Genomic DNA, 14,890 nt, shown 5'->3' on the forward strand with positions numbered 1-14,890 from the left:
GAAGGCTCAGCCAAGCTACCCAGCGAAGGAAGAGGTGACCGTGGTGGTGAGCGCTGCCAACTCCGCGGCGCGCAAGCGCTCCAGGCCGTCAAGCTCCACGGCCCGGGACTCGCGGGTGTCCGACCAGGCGGCAGACGGCGTGTCCGAGGCTGCCGACCAAGACCAGAGCCGGGCAGTCGGCGGGCGTGCGGCCAAGGCCAGGGAAGAGCTCGCGGCAGTGCCTGCGCAGGAACTGCCTGGCGATAACTCGGAGGCCGATGGCGACATGGACGCTGACGGCATCGACGGCGACGGTCCCGATGGCGACGACGACCTTGAGGGCGCCGTCGAGCTAGAGGACTTCGACCTCGAGGACCTCGAAGTCGCCGACCTGGAGATCGCCGACGGACCCGACGCCGACCTGGCGGAGGGTGAGCTGGCGGGAGTCGAGGCGGCCGAGGACACGGAAGGCGACGAGGACAGCCCCGCCGCCGCCCAGACCGCCGAAGGCGCGCCGGCCGGCGAGGCCAAGGCGCCTGGCGAGGCGGGCGACGACGAGATCTTCGTCTTCGGCGACGACGACGATGACCTGCCTGCCGCCCAGGTGGCGGTGGCCGGCGCGACCGCCGACCCGGTCAAGGACTACCTGAAGCAGATCGGCAAGGTCCCGCTGCTCAACGCCGAGCAGGAGGTCGAGCTCGCCAAGCGGATCGAGGCCGGCCTGTTCGCCGAGGAGAAGCTGGCCGAGGCCGAGGCAATGGCAGTCGACCAGCGCATCGACCTGGAATGGATCGCCGAGGACGGCCGCCGGGCCAAGAACCACCTGCTCGAGGCCAACCTCAGGCTCGTGGTGTCGCTCGCCAAGCGGTACACCGGCCGCGGCATGCTCTTCCTCGACCTGATCCAGGAAGGCAACCTGGGCCTGATCCGGGCCGTCGAGAAGTTCGACTACACCAAGGGCTACAAGTTCTCCACGTACGCCACCTGGTGGATCCGGCAGGCGATCACCCGCGCGATGGCCGACCAGGCCCGCACCATCCGCATTCCGGTGCACATGGTCGAGGTCATCAACAAGCTGGCCCGCGTGCAGCGCCAGATGCTCCAGGATCTCGGCCGCGAGCCGACTCCGGAGGAGCTGGCGGTCGAGCTCGACATGACCCCGGAGAAGGTCGTCGAGGTGCAGAAGTACGGCCGGGAGCCGATCTCGCTGCACACACCGCTCGGCGAGGACGGCGACAGCGAGTTCGGCGACCTGATCGAGGACTCCGAGGCGATTCAGCCCGGCGAGGCCGTCTCGTTTACGCTGCTCCAGGAGCAGCTCCACTCGGTGCTCGACACGCTGTCCGAGCGCGAGGCGGGCGTGGTGAGCATGCGTTTCGGCCTCACCGACGGCCAGCCGAAGACCCTCGACGAGATCGGCAAGGTCTACGGGGTGACCCGGGAGCGGATCCGCCAGATCGAGTCCAAGACCATGTCCAAGCTGCGGCACCCGTCCCGCTCTCAGGTGCTCCGCGACTACCTGGACTAACTACCCACTGCTGTGCGATGTCCACGGGTCGGTGCCCGGCTACGGCCGGCGCCGGCCCGTGGTCGTTCAAACACCAGGAGATGCATGCGATGGCAGTGACCCGGCTTGTCTCGGCAGACGACGCGGCGCCGCTCGCGCGGCTGCTGACAGAGAACCGCGACTACCTGGCTCCCTGGTCGCCGGTGCAGGACGACGCGTACTTCACCGAAGAGGGCCAGCACCAGGTGATCGTGCGCCAGCTCGCCGCCTACGAGCGCGGTGCGATGCTTCCGCTGCTGATCTTCGGCGGTGACGGGGAGATCGCGGGGTCAATCAACTTGAACAGCATCATCCGCGGCGCGTTCCAGAACGCGAGCGTGGGCTACTGGGTGAGTCAGGCGCGGGCCGGGCACGGCCTCGCGGGCGCGGCGGTCGCCGAGGCCGTCAAGACCGCCTTCGGAGAGCTTGGCCTGCACCGGCTCGACGCGTCGACCCTGCTGCACAACACGCCGTCGCAGCGGGTGCTCGCGCGCAACGGCTTCCGGCCGTTCGGTGTGGCCGAGTCCTATCTCAAGATCGCGGGCCGCTGGCAGGACCACATCCTGTTCAGCCTGCTGAACCAGTCCGCGGAAAACGGTCACGGGCCGACTGCTCTCTGAGCAACACGGCCCGCGATCGTGGGGTCAGGACGCCGGAATCAGTTCTCCGGCTTCGAGAGACGCTGGGTCTCGTCCTGGATGTCAATGGCGACCTTCTTGAGCGCCGGCAGGTGTTCTCTGCTGTGGTGGGCGCAAAAGAGCAGCTCACCCGAATTGGGGAGTAGGACGCGGACGTATGCTTGCGCGCCGCACCGATCGCACAGATCGAGTGCGGTCAGCGGCTTGGTGGGGGCAATAGCTCCGGTCACGTCGCTTTCCTCTCTCATGCCTCCGGCTGCTGCATCCGGGTGGCTCCGGTTTGCTGCGGGGGACGACTGCCTTACAGCACAGCACAACACATACCCCGGCGTCAGGCTTCCCGTGGCCGGGTGGTGTACGCCACAAGCGAAAACCGCACCAGCCGCTTGGCAACCCGTTGCGGCAGGATCGATCGCCGGTGACGCCACCACCGTTCGGGTAGTCACCGGTGAGATACCCGTGCGGTTCGTGTGATGCATACCCTTCTGCGGGCCTCATGACACTTTTGGCCGTAAGTATCCCGTCTATCTCACCTGGTGGGACGATCCTGCCCGGCAGTGTCAAGGCAATGCCAGCCGGGGCTGCCCTTGCCGGGTAGGCCCGTGCTATCGTTTATGTTTTCGAGTAGTTCTCCTCGCCGGAAAGCCGGGCAAACCGGCGTGGTGCCACCCCGGCAGCCGGCCTGGGACGCTACCCTTCGAAGGTGGCAGCTATCGCATGCCGCTTATACATTCGAGAGGAGACCGGCCGCCCGTGGCAACGCTTACTGATACCGTCCGGGCGACGGCGGACCAGAAGACCCGGGCCCGGACGCAGCGGGACTCCCCGCCGGCCGACGCCGCGGACTCCTACAGCGCCAAGCACCTGTCGGTCCTCGAGGGCCTCGACGCGGTGCGCAAGCGGCCCGGCATGTACATCGGCTCGACCGACGGCCGCGGCCTGCAGCACTGCCTCTGGGAGATCTTCGACAACGCGGTCGACGAGGCGCTTGCGGGCCACTGCACCAGGGTCGAGGTGATCCTGCACGCCGACGGCTCGGCCGAGGTGCGGGACAACGGCCGCGGCATCCCGGTGGACAACGAGCGCAAGACTAAGCTGTCCGGCGTCGAGCTGGTGATGACCCGGCTGCACGCGGGCGGCAAGTTCGGCGGCGGCTCCTACACCGCCTCCGGCGGCCTGCACGGCGTCGGCGCGAGCGTGGTGAACGCCCTGTCCGCGCGCCTTGACATCGACGTCGACAGGGAGGGTCACACCTGGTCGACCAGCTTCAGGCGCGGCGTGGCGGGCGAGTTCGGTGCGGAGGGCCCCGACGCCGACTTCGCCCGCAAGTCGGGCCTGCGCCAGACCGCGAAAATCCCGCGGACCAGGACGGGCACCAGGATCAGGTTCTGGCCGGACCGCCAGGTGTTCCTGCGCGACGCCACGTTCTCCTATGACAGCCTCGCCGAGCGGGCGAGGCAGACCGCCTACCTCATTCCCGGTCTGGCGATCGTCGTCCGCGCCGAGCCCGGCGCGGGCGGCAGCACCGCCGCCAGCGCGGGCGGCGACGCTCCGGATGCGCCGCGGGAGGCGGAATACCGCTTCGCGGGCGGCATCGGCGAGTTCTGCGAGCACCTGGGTTCCGGCGAGAAGATCACCGACGTGATCAGGCTGGCCGGCGACGGCACGTTCACCGAGACGATCCCGGTGCTCGACGACCGCGGCCACATGACGCCGACCGAGGTCGAGCGCACGCTTGAGGTGGACGTGGCGGTCCAGTGGAACAGCGGCTACGACACGATCACCCGCTCGTTCGTGAACGTGATCGCCACCCCGCACCACGGCACGCACGTCACCGGCTTCGACAAGGCGCTGCTCAACACGGTCAACGAGCAGCTGCGCGCGGCCCGGCTGCTGAAGAGCGCCGACGAGAAGGTCACCAAGGACGACATCCTCGAGGGCCTCACCGCCGTGGTCAGCGTCCGGCTGCCGGAGCCGCAGTTCGAGGGCCAGACCAAAGAGGTGCTCGGCACCCCGGCGGCCGCGAGGATCGTCCAGCAGGTGGTCAGCACCGGGCTCAAGGACTACTTCGAGAACCCGCCGCGCGGCGCCAAGCTGCAGGCAAGGGCGGTGCTCGACAAGGTTGTCGCGGCGGCTAAGACCAGGATCGCGGCCCGCGAGCACCGGGAGAACCAGCGCCGCAAGTCGGCACTGGCCAGTTCGAGCCTGCCGGCCAAGCTGGTGGACTGCCGGTCGGCCGACGACCGCAGCGAGCTGTTCATCGTCGAGGGCGACAGCGCGCTCGGCACCGCCAAGCTAGCCCGCGACTCGGAATACCAGGCGCTGCTGCCGATCCGCGGCAAGATCCTCAACGTGCAGAAGTCGTCCGTGGCCGACATGCTCAAGAACGCCGAGTGCGCCGCGATCATCCAGGTGATCGGCGCGGGCTCGGGCAGCACCTTCGACCTCGACTCCGCCCGCTACCAGCGGATCATCCTGATGGCAGACGCCGACGTGGACGGCGCGCACATCCGCACCCTGCTGCTGACCCTGTTCCACCGCTACATGCGGCCCATGCTCGACGCCGGCCGGGTGTTCGCCGCGGTGCCGCCGCTGCACCGGATCGAGCTGACCAACCCGCGCAAGGGCCAGCAGAAATACATCTACACCTACTCGGACAACGAGCTGCGCCGCACGCTGCTCGAGCTGGAGAACAAGGGTCAGCGCTGGAAGGACCCGGTGCAGCGGTACAAGGGCCTCGGCGAGATGGACGCCGGCCAGCTGGCCGAGACCACGATGGACCCGCGGCATCGCATACTGCGCCGCATCAGGATCGAGGACGCCACGGCCGCCACCGACGTGTTCAGCCTGCTGATGGGCACCGAGGTGGGGCCGCGCCGCGACTTCATCGTGAGCGGCGCAAGCGAACTCGATCTTTCCCGCATCGACACCTAAGACGCGACAAGGACCCGCAGCATGCCACCACGCCGCGGCGGAACGACGGCACCGCCTCCGGAAGAGTTCGAAGAGAACATCGTCGACATCGACGTCACCGAGGAGATGCGCGGCTCCTACCTGGAGTACGCCTACAGCGTCATCTACTCCCGCGCGCTTCCCGACGCCCGCGACGGACTGAAGCCGGTACAGCGGCGCATCCTGTACCAGATGAACGAGATGGGGCTGCGCCCCGACCGCGGGCACGTCAAGTGCGCCCGCGTGGTCGGCGACGTGATGGGCAGGCTCCACCCGCACGGCGACAGCGCCATCTACGACGCCCTGGTGCGGCTCGCCCAGCCGTGGGCGATGCGGCTGCCGCTCGTCGACGGGCACGGCAACTTCGGCTCGCTCGGCGGCGACGACGCCCCCGCCGCCATGCGCTACACCGAGTGCCGTCCGACACAGGCCGCGATGGCCATGGTCGAGAGCATCGACGAGGACACGGTCGACTTCGGCCCGAACTACGACGGCCAGGAGACCGAGCCGCAGGTTCTGCCCGCCGCCATCCCGAACCTCCTGGTCAACGGCACCGCCGGCATCGCCGTCGGCATGGCGACGAACATGGCGCCGCACAACCTCAACGAGGTCATCGCCGCCGCCCGCTACCTGCTCAAGCACCCGGACGCGTCGCTTGAGCAGCTGATGAAGTACGTGCCAGGCCCGGACCTGCCCACCGGCGGGCACATCGCCGGCCTCGACGGCATCCGTGAGGCCTACGAGACCGGCCGCGGCATTTTCAAGACCCGCGCGACGGCGAAGATCGAGCAGCTCAACGCCCGCAAGACCGGCATCGTCGTCACCGAGCTGCCATACGGCGTCGGACCGGAAAAGGTCATCACCAGGATCAAGGACCTGGTGCAGGCCAGGAAGATCACCGGCATCTCCGACCTCAAGGACCTGACCGACCGCAACCGCGGGCTTAACTTGGTCATCGAGGTCAGGGCCGGGTTCAACCCGGAGGCGGTCCTCGCTGAGCTGTACCGGCTCACGCCGATGGAAGACACCTTCGGCATAAACAACGTCGCACTCGTCGACGGCCAGCCGCGCACTCTCGGCCTGAAGGAACTGCTCGGCATCTACATCGAGCACCGCGTCGACGTCGTCCGGCGGCGCAGCGAGTTCCGGCGCAGGAAGCGCGAGGACCGGCTGCACCTGGTTGACGGCATCCTCATCGCGCTGCTCAACATCGACGAGGTCATCCAGGTCATCAGGACCAGCGACGACTCGTCCGAGGCGAAGCGCCGGCTGTGCCAGATCTTCGACCTGACCGAGATCCAGGCGCAGTACATCCTGGACACCCCGCTGCGCCGTCTCACCCGCTTCGACAAGCTGGAGCTCGAGCGGGAGCAGGAGACGCTGCGCACGGAGATCGCCGAGCTCACCAACATCCTGGACAACGAGGACGTGCTGCGGGACCTGACCGGCAGCGAGATGGCCGACGTGGCGAAGAAGTTCGGCACGCCGCGCCGCACGCTGCTGATGGAGGCGGGAGCGGTGGTGCCCGCCGCCGTTCCGCTCGAGGTGACCGACGACCCGTGCCTGGTGGTGCTGTCCGCGACTGGCTCGCTTGCCCGCTTCCCGCTCGCCAGTCAATCCGATCCCGAACGGTTGCCTGGCTCCGCCCCGTCCGCCGACCTCTCCGCGGTCACCGCCGCGGACATCGTGGCCTGCGCGCTGCCGACGACGGCACGCGCCACGATCGGCGCGGTCACCTCCGCTGGCCGGATGATCAAGTTCAACGTGATCGAGATTCCCGCGGCGTCGGCCGCGGGGCGGGCGGCGGCGGCGGGCAATGGTTCCGGCAACGGGAATGGCGCGCCGTACGGCGGTCTTTCCGCGGGTCACCCGGTCGCCGAGTTCGTGCCGGGCCTGGCCGACGGCGAAACCGTGCTGGCCCTCGCGCCGCTGGACGGCGGCGAGTCGAGCGGCGTGGCGCTCGGCACCGCGTCCGGTGTCGTCAAGCGGGTGCAGCCGGAGTACCCGGCCAACCGCGACGAGTTCGAGCTGATCACCCTCAAGGACGACGACCGGGTGATCGGCGCCGCCTACCTGGCGAGCGACGACGCCGAGCTCGTCTTCATCACCACCGACGCTCAGCTGCTGCGCTTCCCGGCCAGTTCCGTCCGCCCGCAGGGCCGCCCGGCGGGCGGCATGGCGGGCATCCGGCTGTCCGACGGCGCCGGGGTCAGCTGGTTCGGCGCGATCGGCCCCGCGGTTTCCCCGCCCGCCGGCGCGCCAGCGGGCGACCCCGTCGTGGTCACCATCGCGGGCCGCGGCGCCGGCCTGCTGCCAGGCACCGGCGGCGCGTCCGTCAAGGTCACGCCGTTCGCCGAGTACCCGGCCAAGGGCCGGGCCACCGGCGGCGTCCGCTGCCAGCGCTTCCTCAAGGGCGAGGACGCCCTGATCCAGGCCTGGGTCGGCCCGTCGCCCGTCATCGGGGCTACGGAGTCCGGTGTCATGGTGGACCTGTCCGGCATGACGGGCCGTCGCGACGGCTCAGGCAACGCGATCACCCGCCAGCTAGTCCACCTCGGCCACCCCTTCCGGCGGCCTTGAGTCTTAAGGCTTTCAAGGTCAAACCCGGGGGTGTATGGACTCTCAGGGCTTAAGGAAACCCGCCCCACACGGCGGTCTGCGGCCCCCTGGGCAGCTGACGCTTCCGAAACCCCCAGAGATGAACCCTGCCCGTGCTGCCGCGGGCTTTGGGTCTTGGGCTTTGGGCGTCCGGAATAGGGACATATTTCGCCAATTTGTTTAATGGCCCTATTCACTGTGTCAAATCCGGTGAATAGGCGCGGTAGAGGACTTTTACAGGTTACATTAGAATTTCCTGAAGGTTTCGCCTTCATGTTCGACGCCTCGTCTGCCCTTCGAGGCAATCGCACGACGATCGCCTTTTACCTGCCCGGAGGACGAGCGATGGCACCACCCGGGTCCCGTCTGGACCTGCAGTACCGTATCCGCCGCTGGCATCCGTTCCGGCCGGCGATCGAGCAGTCCCTCGCGCTCCTTGATCATGCGGATGAGGAGACGATATCGCGTTACCAGGACCGGCGGCTGCGGCAGCTGGTCCGGCTGGCGGAGGCTCGCTCGCCGTTCTACCGCGCGTGGTTCCGTGAGGCCGGGCTCGACCCGCGATCGGTCCGGACCGCAGCAGATCTTGCCCGGCTGCCGCTGCTGGAGCGCAGCGACCTCGTCACGGGAGCGGAGCGGTTCCAGGTCTACCCGTCGCGGCTGCTGTGGGAGGCCCGGTCGAGCGGCACGACCGGAGCGCCTATCACCTGCTACCGGACTCCGGGATCGTCGGTCTTCGAGCTCAGTGCCCTCGAGCGGCAGTGGAGCTGGTTCGGCCTGGGCCGCAGCACGCGGCGGGTGGTCCTGAGGGGAGGCCTTTCCGCCGATCAGACGACGAGGCTGCTGCCGGGCGCCCGTCAGCTCCTGGTGTCAAGTTTCGCCCTGACCACCCAGTCGCTGCCGGCCATCATCGACGCCATCCGCGGCTTCGACCCCGATGCCATCGAGGGATGGCCGTCGGCCATCGCCCTGCTAGCGTCGTTCCTGCACGATCAGGGGCTGACCCTGCCCGTCCGGGCCGTCATCACGTCGTCGGAGGTGACCACCGACGCTCAGGCAGACCTGATGCGCGCGGTGTTCCGCGGACCGGTCATCGACCATTACGGTCAGACCGAACGGGTCGCCCTGGCCGGGGGCTGCGAGGCCGGCGGGTACCACGTGTTCCCCGACTACGGCATCGTGGAACTGCTGCCCGTGCCCGGGGTCCGCGACCGCTGGGAGATCGTCGGAACACCCCTGCACAACTGGGGATTCCCCCTGTTCCGTTACCGCACCGGCGACCACGTCGGGCCCGCCGGCCCCGGCCCGTGCCCGTGCGGCCGTGCCTACCCGCTACTCGGGCGCGTCGACGGAAGGCACGAGGAGCCCTTTACCAGCGCCGACGGCCGATCCCTGCCGATGCCCGCCATAGTGACCGACAACCTCGACAACGTGCACCAGGCTCAGGTAGCCCAGCTGGCACCCGGCCGCTTCGAGGTCAGGGTTGTGCCGGCGGCACGCCTCGACCTCCAGGCGGCGACCGCCCAGGTCCAGGCGAACGTAGATCGCTACTTCGGGCCGGGACAAGCCGTCACTGTCCGTGTCGTCGACACCATCCCGCTCACCGGCCAGGGCAAGGCAAGGAACTCCGTCATCGACCCAGACGACGTCGTCCCCACGTCCGCCCCCTAACCGCGGCGCTGCCGTTGGCGGACCCGCCAGGGCGACGGGTTCCTTGAGCGACATCCCCTGTCAGAAGGCGGAGAAGCCGCCGTCGGCGTAGATAGTCTGGCCGGTTATGTATTCGCTGGCTTGGGAGGCGAGGAAGACGGCTACGCCGGCGAAGTCGGAGGGTTCGCCGTTTCTGCCGGCGTGGGTGCGGGCGGCCAGGGCGGCGGACCGGACCGGGTCGGATGAGACCTCGGTGGTGAGGGGGGTGGATACGAAGCCGGGGCAGACGGAGTTCACGCAGACCCCGGACTTCGCCCAGGCCTCGGACTGGGAGCGGGTGAGGGCGGCGAGGCCGGCCTTGGAGGCGCCGTAGCCGCCGCTGTTGCCGAAGGCGCGCTGTGCCTGCTGCGACGTGACGTTGATGATGCGGCCCCAGCCGCGTGCGGCCATCCCGGGGCCGAACCGCTGGCCGAGCAAGAACGGCGCGGTCAGGTTGACGGCCATCATCAGGTCCCAGTCCTCCTCCGAGAGCTTCGGAAGCGGCGGCCTGAGGTTCACCCCGGCGCAGTTGACAAGGATGTCCGGCTCGCCGAATGCCGCCGCCGCCGCGGACGCCGCCCGGCGGACCTCCGCCCGGTCGGCGAGGTCAGCGCTCACCCAGGCGGCCGTGCAGCCGCCGTCGAGCAGCGCGCCGCAGGTCGCCGACAGGCGCGTCGGGTCGCGGGCCACGATCACCACCCGCGCGCCGGCCAGCGCTAGGGCCGTGGCCATCGCCTCGCCGATCCCAGAGCTCCCGCCGGTAACGACTGCCACACGGCCATCGAGTGAGAACAAGTCCTCAAGGAACCCCGTTGTCATGCGGGATTGCCTATCACACCCCGGCCTCGCTCCGCGATCCCCGAAACTTAACAGTGTCCAAACTGCGGCATGCCAGCCGACACGGCTATGCAGCTCCGCCCACCCCGCCCGCATCCCGAAAATGCCCGTGTCGTTACCGGGGTGATCACCCCGGTAACGACACGGGCAACGGCTAACGATCTTGCGCGGGGGCGGGCAGCGTTCAGGACTTGCCTTCTTGCGGCGACGCCGCAGGCGCGCTGCTGGCTGGGCCCTGGTGGACGTAGGCAGAGGTCCAGCCGTCCTCGGTGTCGGCGAGCAGCCTTCCGTCGGCGGGGTCGATCACCAGCGTCTCGCCGTCGCGTGTCACGCCGGTGCCCTTCCTGCCGAGCATGTCGGTGACCTTGCCCGTCAGGTGCACCCCGGGAATGCCCGCCGCGACGTCATAGAGCGCCCTGCGCAGCGCGGGCGGTGCTGGGCTCTCCCGCAGCAGGTCGCCGACGATGGTGAACAGCTCGCTCTGCGGGTTCGGGCCCGCGCCCTTGATGTCGGCGTTGAGCGTCGCGGTGAGCTGCGCCGGGTCGGTCGGCAGCGCGTAAAGCTCGTCCCAGGTCAGCGCGGTGCCGCCGGCCGGGAACAGGCCGGCCCCGAGCGGCAGCACGCCACCGCCGGGTGCTCCGCCATCGCGCAGTACGGAGTCGCCGTGGTGGGAAATCCAGATTTCCCGGTGGTAGGTCTTGCCGTCGCGCTGGTAGACCGAGGTGACGTCCCAGTAGGGGGCGTTCGGCCAGCCGCCCTGCTGCTTTCCCGCCGCGGTGCCCGCGTTCCTGAGCAGAGTGGCTGCCTGGGCGTCCACGGCGGGCCCGCCCGCGTCGAGGACGAGGGCGACGGCGCCGACCGCGGCGCAGGCCGCCACCGCGGTACCGGCGAGCGCGAACTTGCGCCGCAGGCCGTACCGGGTGGGCCGCGAGGGCCGGGACGGCTGGGCGGCCCGCGACGGCTGGGCCGCGACCGGGATGGCGGAGGCGGCAATGGCGATGGCTGGATCCAGGGCGGCGCGGCCGCGCTGCCACTGGCCGGTGGTGATCTCGTCCACCCGCCCCGCGGCGCTCAGCAGGTCGTCAAGTGGGGTCATGTCAGGTTCTCCTGGTTCGCGACGAATGGGTAATCGGGAAACGGGCCGGCCACCGACTGCAGCGCACGTGCGGCGCGCATCCTGGCCCGGTGCAGCCGGCTGCGCGCCGCGACCTGGCTGATGCCCACGGTGCTCGCCGCCTCGGCAGGGGTAAGCCCCTCCCACGCGACAAGCAGCAGCAGGTCGCGTTCGGCGGTGGAGAGCACGCTCAGCGCGGCGCGCAGTTCACCGCGCCTGGCCTGGGCGTCGAGCCGGTCTTCTACGGCGTCCCAGTCCATTCCCGCGTCATGGGACGCGGCGCCGCCGGCCCGGCTGTCGCGGAAATGGTGCCGCAGCACATTCGCCGCGATGCCGTAGAGCCAGGGCAGCGCGCTGCCGCTGTCGTGGGCCACCACCCGCCCGCGGGCCGAGAGCGCCGCCACGAAAACCTCGGAAAGCAGGTCTTCCGCGGCGGCGGGCCCGGCCCGCCTGGACAGGAAGCGGAAGACTGAAGGGGCATGCCGCTCATAGAGCACGCCGATCAGTTCCGGTTGCTCCGGCAATCCCGCGAGCAGCAGGCGGTCGGATCGCTCGTGATCTGTCACACCCGTCTTATGCCACCAGAAGTAAAAGCGTTGCGTCCGCCTGCAGGCAGTTTCCCCGCAGCTCTTGCCGCAGCACCGCGGCCCGATACGATGGCGTCTTTTGCCATCGGGCCGCGGCGCGAGGACACCAAGGACACCGGGGGGTACGGGGGGTCGTCCCCCCGGGAGATCACAAGATCGGGCGGGCGCCGATGAGGTTCAGCGCGTGGGCGGCGAGGCGTGAGCCGCTGGCCATGGCCTCCATCGGCGGCTTCTTGTCCAGCCAGGCAGGCAGGAAGCCGGCGGTGAAGGCATCGCCCGCACCCGTTCCGTCGATGACTCGTTCCACCGGGGGAGCGGGCACGCGTACCGGGGGACGGCCGTTGGCGAAGAACAGCGCGCCCTCCGCGCCGAGCTTGATGACCACCTGCGGGTACCAGGCGGTGAGCACGCGGGCGGCGGCCTCTGGGTCCTCCCGGCCGGTGAGCACCCGCGCCTGCGCGGCGTTCACGAACAGCAGCACCACATTGCCGGTCAGCTCGAAGAACGGTTCGGCGCCTACCCGCTCGAGCGGCGCGGCCGACGCGCCGTCGACCGAGGTCGACATGCCGACCCGGCCGGCGAAGTCGAGCGCGGCGAGCGCCGCAGACCGCGAGCCCTCGGACAGCAGCGTGTACCCGGACACGTGCAGGTGCGCACCGGGGACGAACAGGTCGTGCGGCAGGTCATCGGGGGACAGCGCCGCGTTGGCACCCGGGTCGGACAGCATGGTCCGCTCGCCCTTGTGGGTGACCATCACCACGCAGGTGCCCGTGGGCCGCTCCGGGTCCATCACCAGGCGGGCGTCCACGCTGTAGCCCATGAGTTCCATGTCCCTGTTGCGGCCCGCGATGTCCGCGCCGCGACGGCCGATGAAGGCGACGTCGGCGCCGTCCGCGCCAAGCCAGGCGGCCACGTTGGCGCCTGAGCCGCCGCCGTGCGTGGTCACCTTGGCGGGGGTGTCGCTCCCGCGGGCAAGCGGCAGTGTTGCGTGCGCGACCGTGTCAGTCATAAGGTCGCCAATGACAACGATGCGGGCCATGGTCGTCATCACCTCATCATCAAGCGGCTAACAGGTATGGCGGGACCAGGAACCCAGCCGCCGGTGCCCTGCCTCGTCGCAGGCGGTTGGCGACATGAAACCTGATTGGGGACTCCTACCGTATCCGCAACCTAATGCCGGTTGCCACCGCCCGGATGGGTAGTTATCTCATTGGTAACCACGGCCGTCACCTGGGGGGACGGCCATTACCCCCGGGCAGCCGCCCACGACCCTGGTAGCGCCTGCCTCAGCCGGCCAGGAACGACAGTCGTACCTGCCTGTCCGGATTGTCGGTGTTCAGGTCCACGAGCGCGATCGACTGCCAGGTGCCGAGCGCCAGTCGGCCGCCGAGGACGGGAACCGTCGCGTACGGCGGTACCAGGGCGGGCATGACGTGCGACCGCCCATGGCCGCGGGACCCGTGCGCGTGCCGCCAGCGGTCGTCGGCGGGCAGCAGGTCGGCGAGCGCGGCAAGCAGGTCCGGGTCGCTGCCCGAGCCGAGCTCGATGAGCGCGATGCCGGCCGTGGCGTGCGGCACGAACACGTGCAGCAGCCCGTCGCCGCCGCCGGAGGCGGTGCGGGCGAACTCCGCGCACGCCGCGGTGATGTCCGCCACGGCCTCTCTGTTGCCTGTCTTCACCCGGATGATCTGGCTCTCCATGGCTCCCGATCCTAGGCAAGCCGCTGGCGGCCCGCCGATCGCCTAGCATCCGTATATGACAGAGCCACCGAGCGGCACCGGGGCGAACCTGCGGCTCGCCAGGCAGGTGCGCGGGTTCTCGCAGCAGCAGCTCGCGTCCATGGCGGGGGTGAGCAGGCAGGCGGTCTCCGCGGTGGAGTCGGGGCACTCCGACCCGTCGCTCCGCGTGGCGCTCGCGCTCGCCCAGGCGCTCGGCATGTCGGTTGAGGACCTGTTCGGCCCGGGGGAGCCGGCCGCGCCGGTGGCTGCGATCAGCCTGGCACCCCTCCGCGACGGCAACGGCCGCCACGTCGGCCACGACGGGCCGAGCCGGGTAATGCTCGCCCCGGTGGGCGACCGGTTCATCGCGCTGCCGCTGCGCGGCGACAGCGGCGCCGGGCTCGGTTTCCTGTCGGCCGGCGGCCTCGCGGTCCCGCTGGCGGCTGGCCCGGCCAACGGAGCGGTCACACCCATCGGAACCGGGCCGGCCGACGCGGGCCCCGAGCAGATCTCGGTCCGCCCGATCGGCCCGCCGCGCCCGACGCTCGTGGTGGCCGGCTGCGACCCTGCGCTGCCGCTGCTCGCCACGCCGCTCGCGCTGCTCGATCCGCCGGTCGCCTTCGCCTGGTGGCCCTGCGGCTCGGGCGCCGCGCTGCGTCTGGCACAGCAGGGCCTGGTGCACGCGGCGGGAGTGCACACCCAGGGCGACAGGGAAAGCAGCGGCCAGGCGCTGCCCGACGGTGCCACCCAGGTCGGCTTCACCGCCTGGCGGGAGGGTCTTGTGCTGCGGCCGGGCCTGTGGTCGGCGGTCGACAGTGTGGCCGCCATTGCCAAGCGCAAGCTGCGGATCGTCAACCGCGAGCCGGGCGCGGAGGCCCGGCGCCTGCTCGACGCGGAGCTGCGGCGCAGCGGCATAACACCCCAAGAAATCGTGGGTTACGAGACTAAGGCGGCTGGGCACCTGCAGGTCGCCGCGGCCATCAACGCGGGCCTCGCCGACGCCGGGGTGGCGAGCGAGCCCGCCGCACGCGCCTACGGGCTGGCCTTCGCGCCGCTCGCCGAGGAGCGCTTCAGCCTGGTCATCCCCGCCGAGCACGCCGCCTCCCGCGAGGTCCAGGCGCTGCTCAAGGTGCTCGCCTCGCCCTGGCTGCTTGCCCAGCTCGCCAGCCTCCCCGGCTACGACGCGACCACCTGCGGCGAGCGGGCCAGCTGACGCAGCCGCCGGCGCCGCG

Annotated in this window: 12 protein-coding genes; 6 read left to right on the top strand and 6 right to left on the bottom strand. The window is 70.1% G+C overall.

Annotation, left to right across the window (positions count from 1 at the left end; genetic code table 11):
* Positions 1 to 34: 34 nt before the first annotated feature.
* Positions 35 to 1,507 carry an RNA polymerase sigma factor gene (locus tag EAS64_RS19135; RefSeq protein WP_145854471.1) on the top strand — a complete coding sequence of 491 codons (1,473 nt, stop codon included), beginning with the start codon at positions 35 to 37 and terminating at the stop codon, positions 1,505 to 1,507.
* Between the two features lie 89 nt (positions 1,508 to 1,596).
* A complete protein-coding gene (locus tag EAS64_RS19140) occupies positions 1,597 to 2,145 on the top strand; it encodes a GNAT family N-acetyltransferase (RefSeq protein ID WP_145854472.1) in 549 nt (182 codons plus the stop codon).
* A gap of 38 nt (positions 2,146 to 2,183) precedes the next feature.
* Here EAS64_RS19140 and EAS64_RS19145 read toward each other — a convergent pair whose 3' ends face one another.
* A complete protein-coding gene (locus EAS64_RS19145) occupies positions 2,184 to 2,393 on the bottom strand; it encodes a DUF7455 domain-containing protein (RefSeq protein ID WP_145854901.1) in 210 nt (69 codons plus the stop codon).
* A 634-nt stretch (positions 2,394 to 3,027) separates the two neighbouring features.
* Between EAS64_RS19145 and EAS64_RS19150 the strand changes: the two genes are divergently transcribed.
* The 3 genes from EAS64_RS19150 to EAS64_RS19160 all read left to right on the top strand — a co-directional run bounded on the left by EAS64_RS19150 (position 3,028) and on the right by EAS64_RS19160 (position 9,384).
* On the top strand, positions 3,028 to 5,097 hold the full coding sequence (locus EAS64_RS19150; protein ID WP_246115774.1) for a DNA gyrase/topoisomerase IV subunit B: 2,070 nt from the start codon (positions 3,028 to 3,030) through the stop codon (positions 5,095 to 5,097).
* A 21-nt stretch (positions 5,098 to 5,118) separates the two neighbouring features.
* Positions 5,119 to 7,695 carry a DNA gyrase/topoisomerase IV subunit A gene (locus tag EAS64_RS19155; RefSeq protein WP_145854476.1) on the top strand — a complete coding sequence of 859 codons (2,577 nt, stop codon included), beginning with the start codon at positions 5,119 to 5,121 and terminating at the stop codon, positions 7,693 to 7,695.
* A 363-nt stretch (positions 7,696 to 8,058) separates the two neighbouring features.
* Entirely contained in the window at positions 8,059 to 9,384 is a 1,326-nt protein-coding gene (locus EAS64_RS19160) for a phenylacetate--CoA ligase family protein (RefSeq protein ID WP_145854478.1), read from the top strand.
* A gap of 60 nt (positions 9,385 to 9,444) precedes the next feature.
* Here the strand turns inward: EAS64_RS19160 and EAS64_RS19165 are convergent, their stop codons facing one another.
* The 5 genes from EAS64_RS19165 to EAS64_RS19185 form a co-directional block, all read right to left on the bottom strand.
* Entirely contained in the window at positions 9,445 to 10,221 is a 777-nt protein-coding gene (locus EAS64_RS19165) for an SDR family NAD(P)-dependent oxidoreductase (RefSeq protein WP_145854479.1), read from the bottom strand.
* A 202-nt stretch (positions 10,222 to 10,423) separates the two neighbouring features.
* A complete protein-coding gene (locus tag EAS64_RS19170; RefSeq protein ID WP_145854481.1) occupies positions 10,424 to 11,335 on the bottom strand; it encodes a CU044_5270 family protein in 912 nt (303 codons plus the stop codon).
* Positions 11,332 to 11,919 carry an RNA polymerase sigma factor gene (locus tag EAS64_RS19175; RefSeq protein WP_187366010.1) on the bottom strand — a complete coding sequence of 196 codons (588 nt, stop codon included), beginning with the start codon at positions 11,917 to 11,919 and terminating at the stop codon, positions 11,332 to 11,334. Before EAS64_RS19175 ends, EAS64_RS19170 begins: the two co-directional genes overlap by 4 nt.
* A 169-nt stretch (positions 11,920 to 12,088) precedes the next feature.
* The gene (locus tag EAS64_RS19180) at positions 12,089 to 12,979 is read right to left on the bottom strand and encodes a carbohydrate kinase family protein (RefSeq protein ID WP_145854903.1); all 891 of its coding nucleotides are present in this window, start codon (positions 12,977 to 12,979) and stop codon (positions 12,089 to 12,091) included.
* A 247-nt stretch (positions 12,980 to 13,226) separates the two neighbouring features.
* A complete protein-coding gene (locus tag EAS64_RS19185; RefSeq protein WP_145854486.1) occupies positions 13,227 to 13,640 on the bottom strand; it encodes a secondary thiamine-phosphate synthase enzyme YjbQ in 414 nt (137 codons plus the stop codon).
* Positions 13,641 to 13,695: 55 nt separating this feature from the next.
* Here EAS64_RS19185 and EAS64_RS19190 point away from each other — a divergent pair, with 55 nt between their 5' ends.
* Positions 13,696 to 14,871 carry an XRE family transcriptional regulator gene (locus EAS64_RS19190; protein ID WP_145854488.1) on the top strand — a complete coding sequence of 392 codons (1,176 nt, stop codon included), beginning with the start codon at positions 13,696 to 13,698 and terminating at the stop codon, positions 14,869 to 14,871.
* The last annotated feature ends 19 nt before the right edge of the window (positions 14,872 to 14,890 follow it).

This window comes from Trebonia kvetii, assembly GCF_007827045.1.
GTDB lineage: Bacteria > Actinomycetota > Actinomycetes > Streptosporangiales > Streptosporangiaceae > Trebonia > Trebonia kvetii.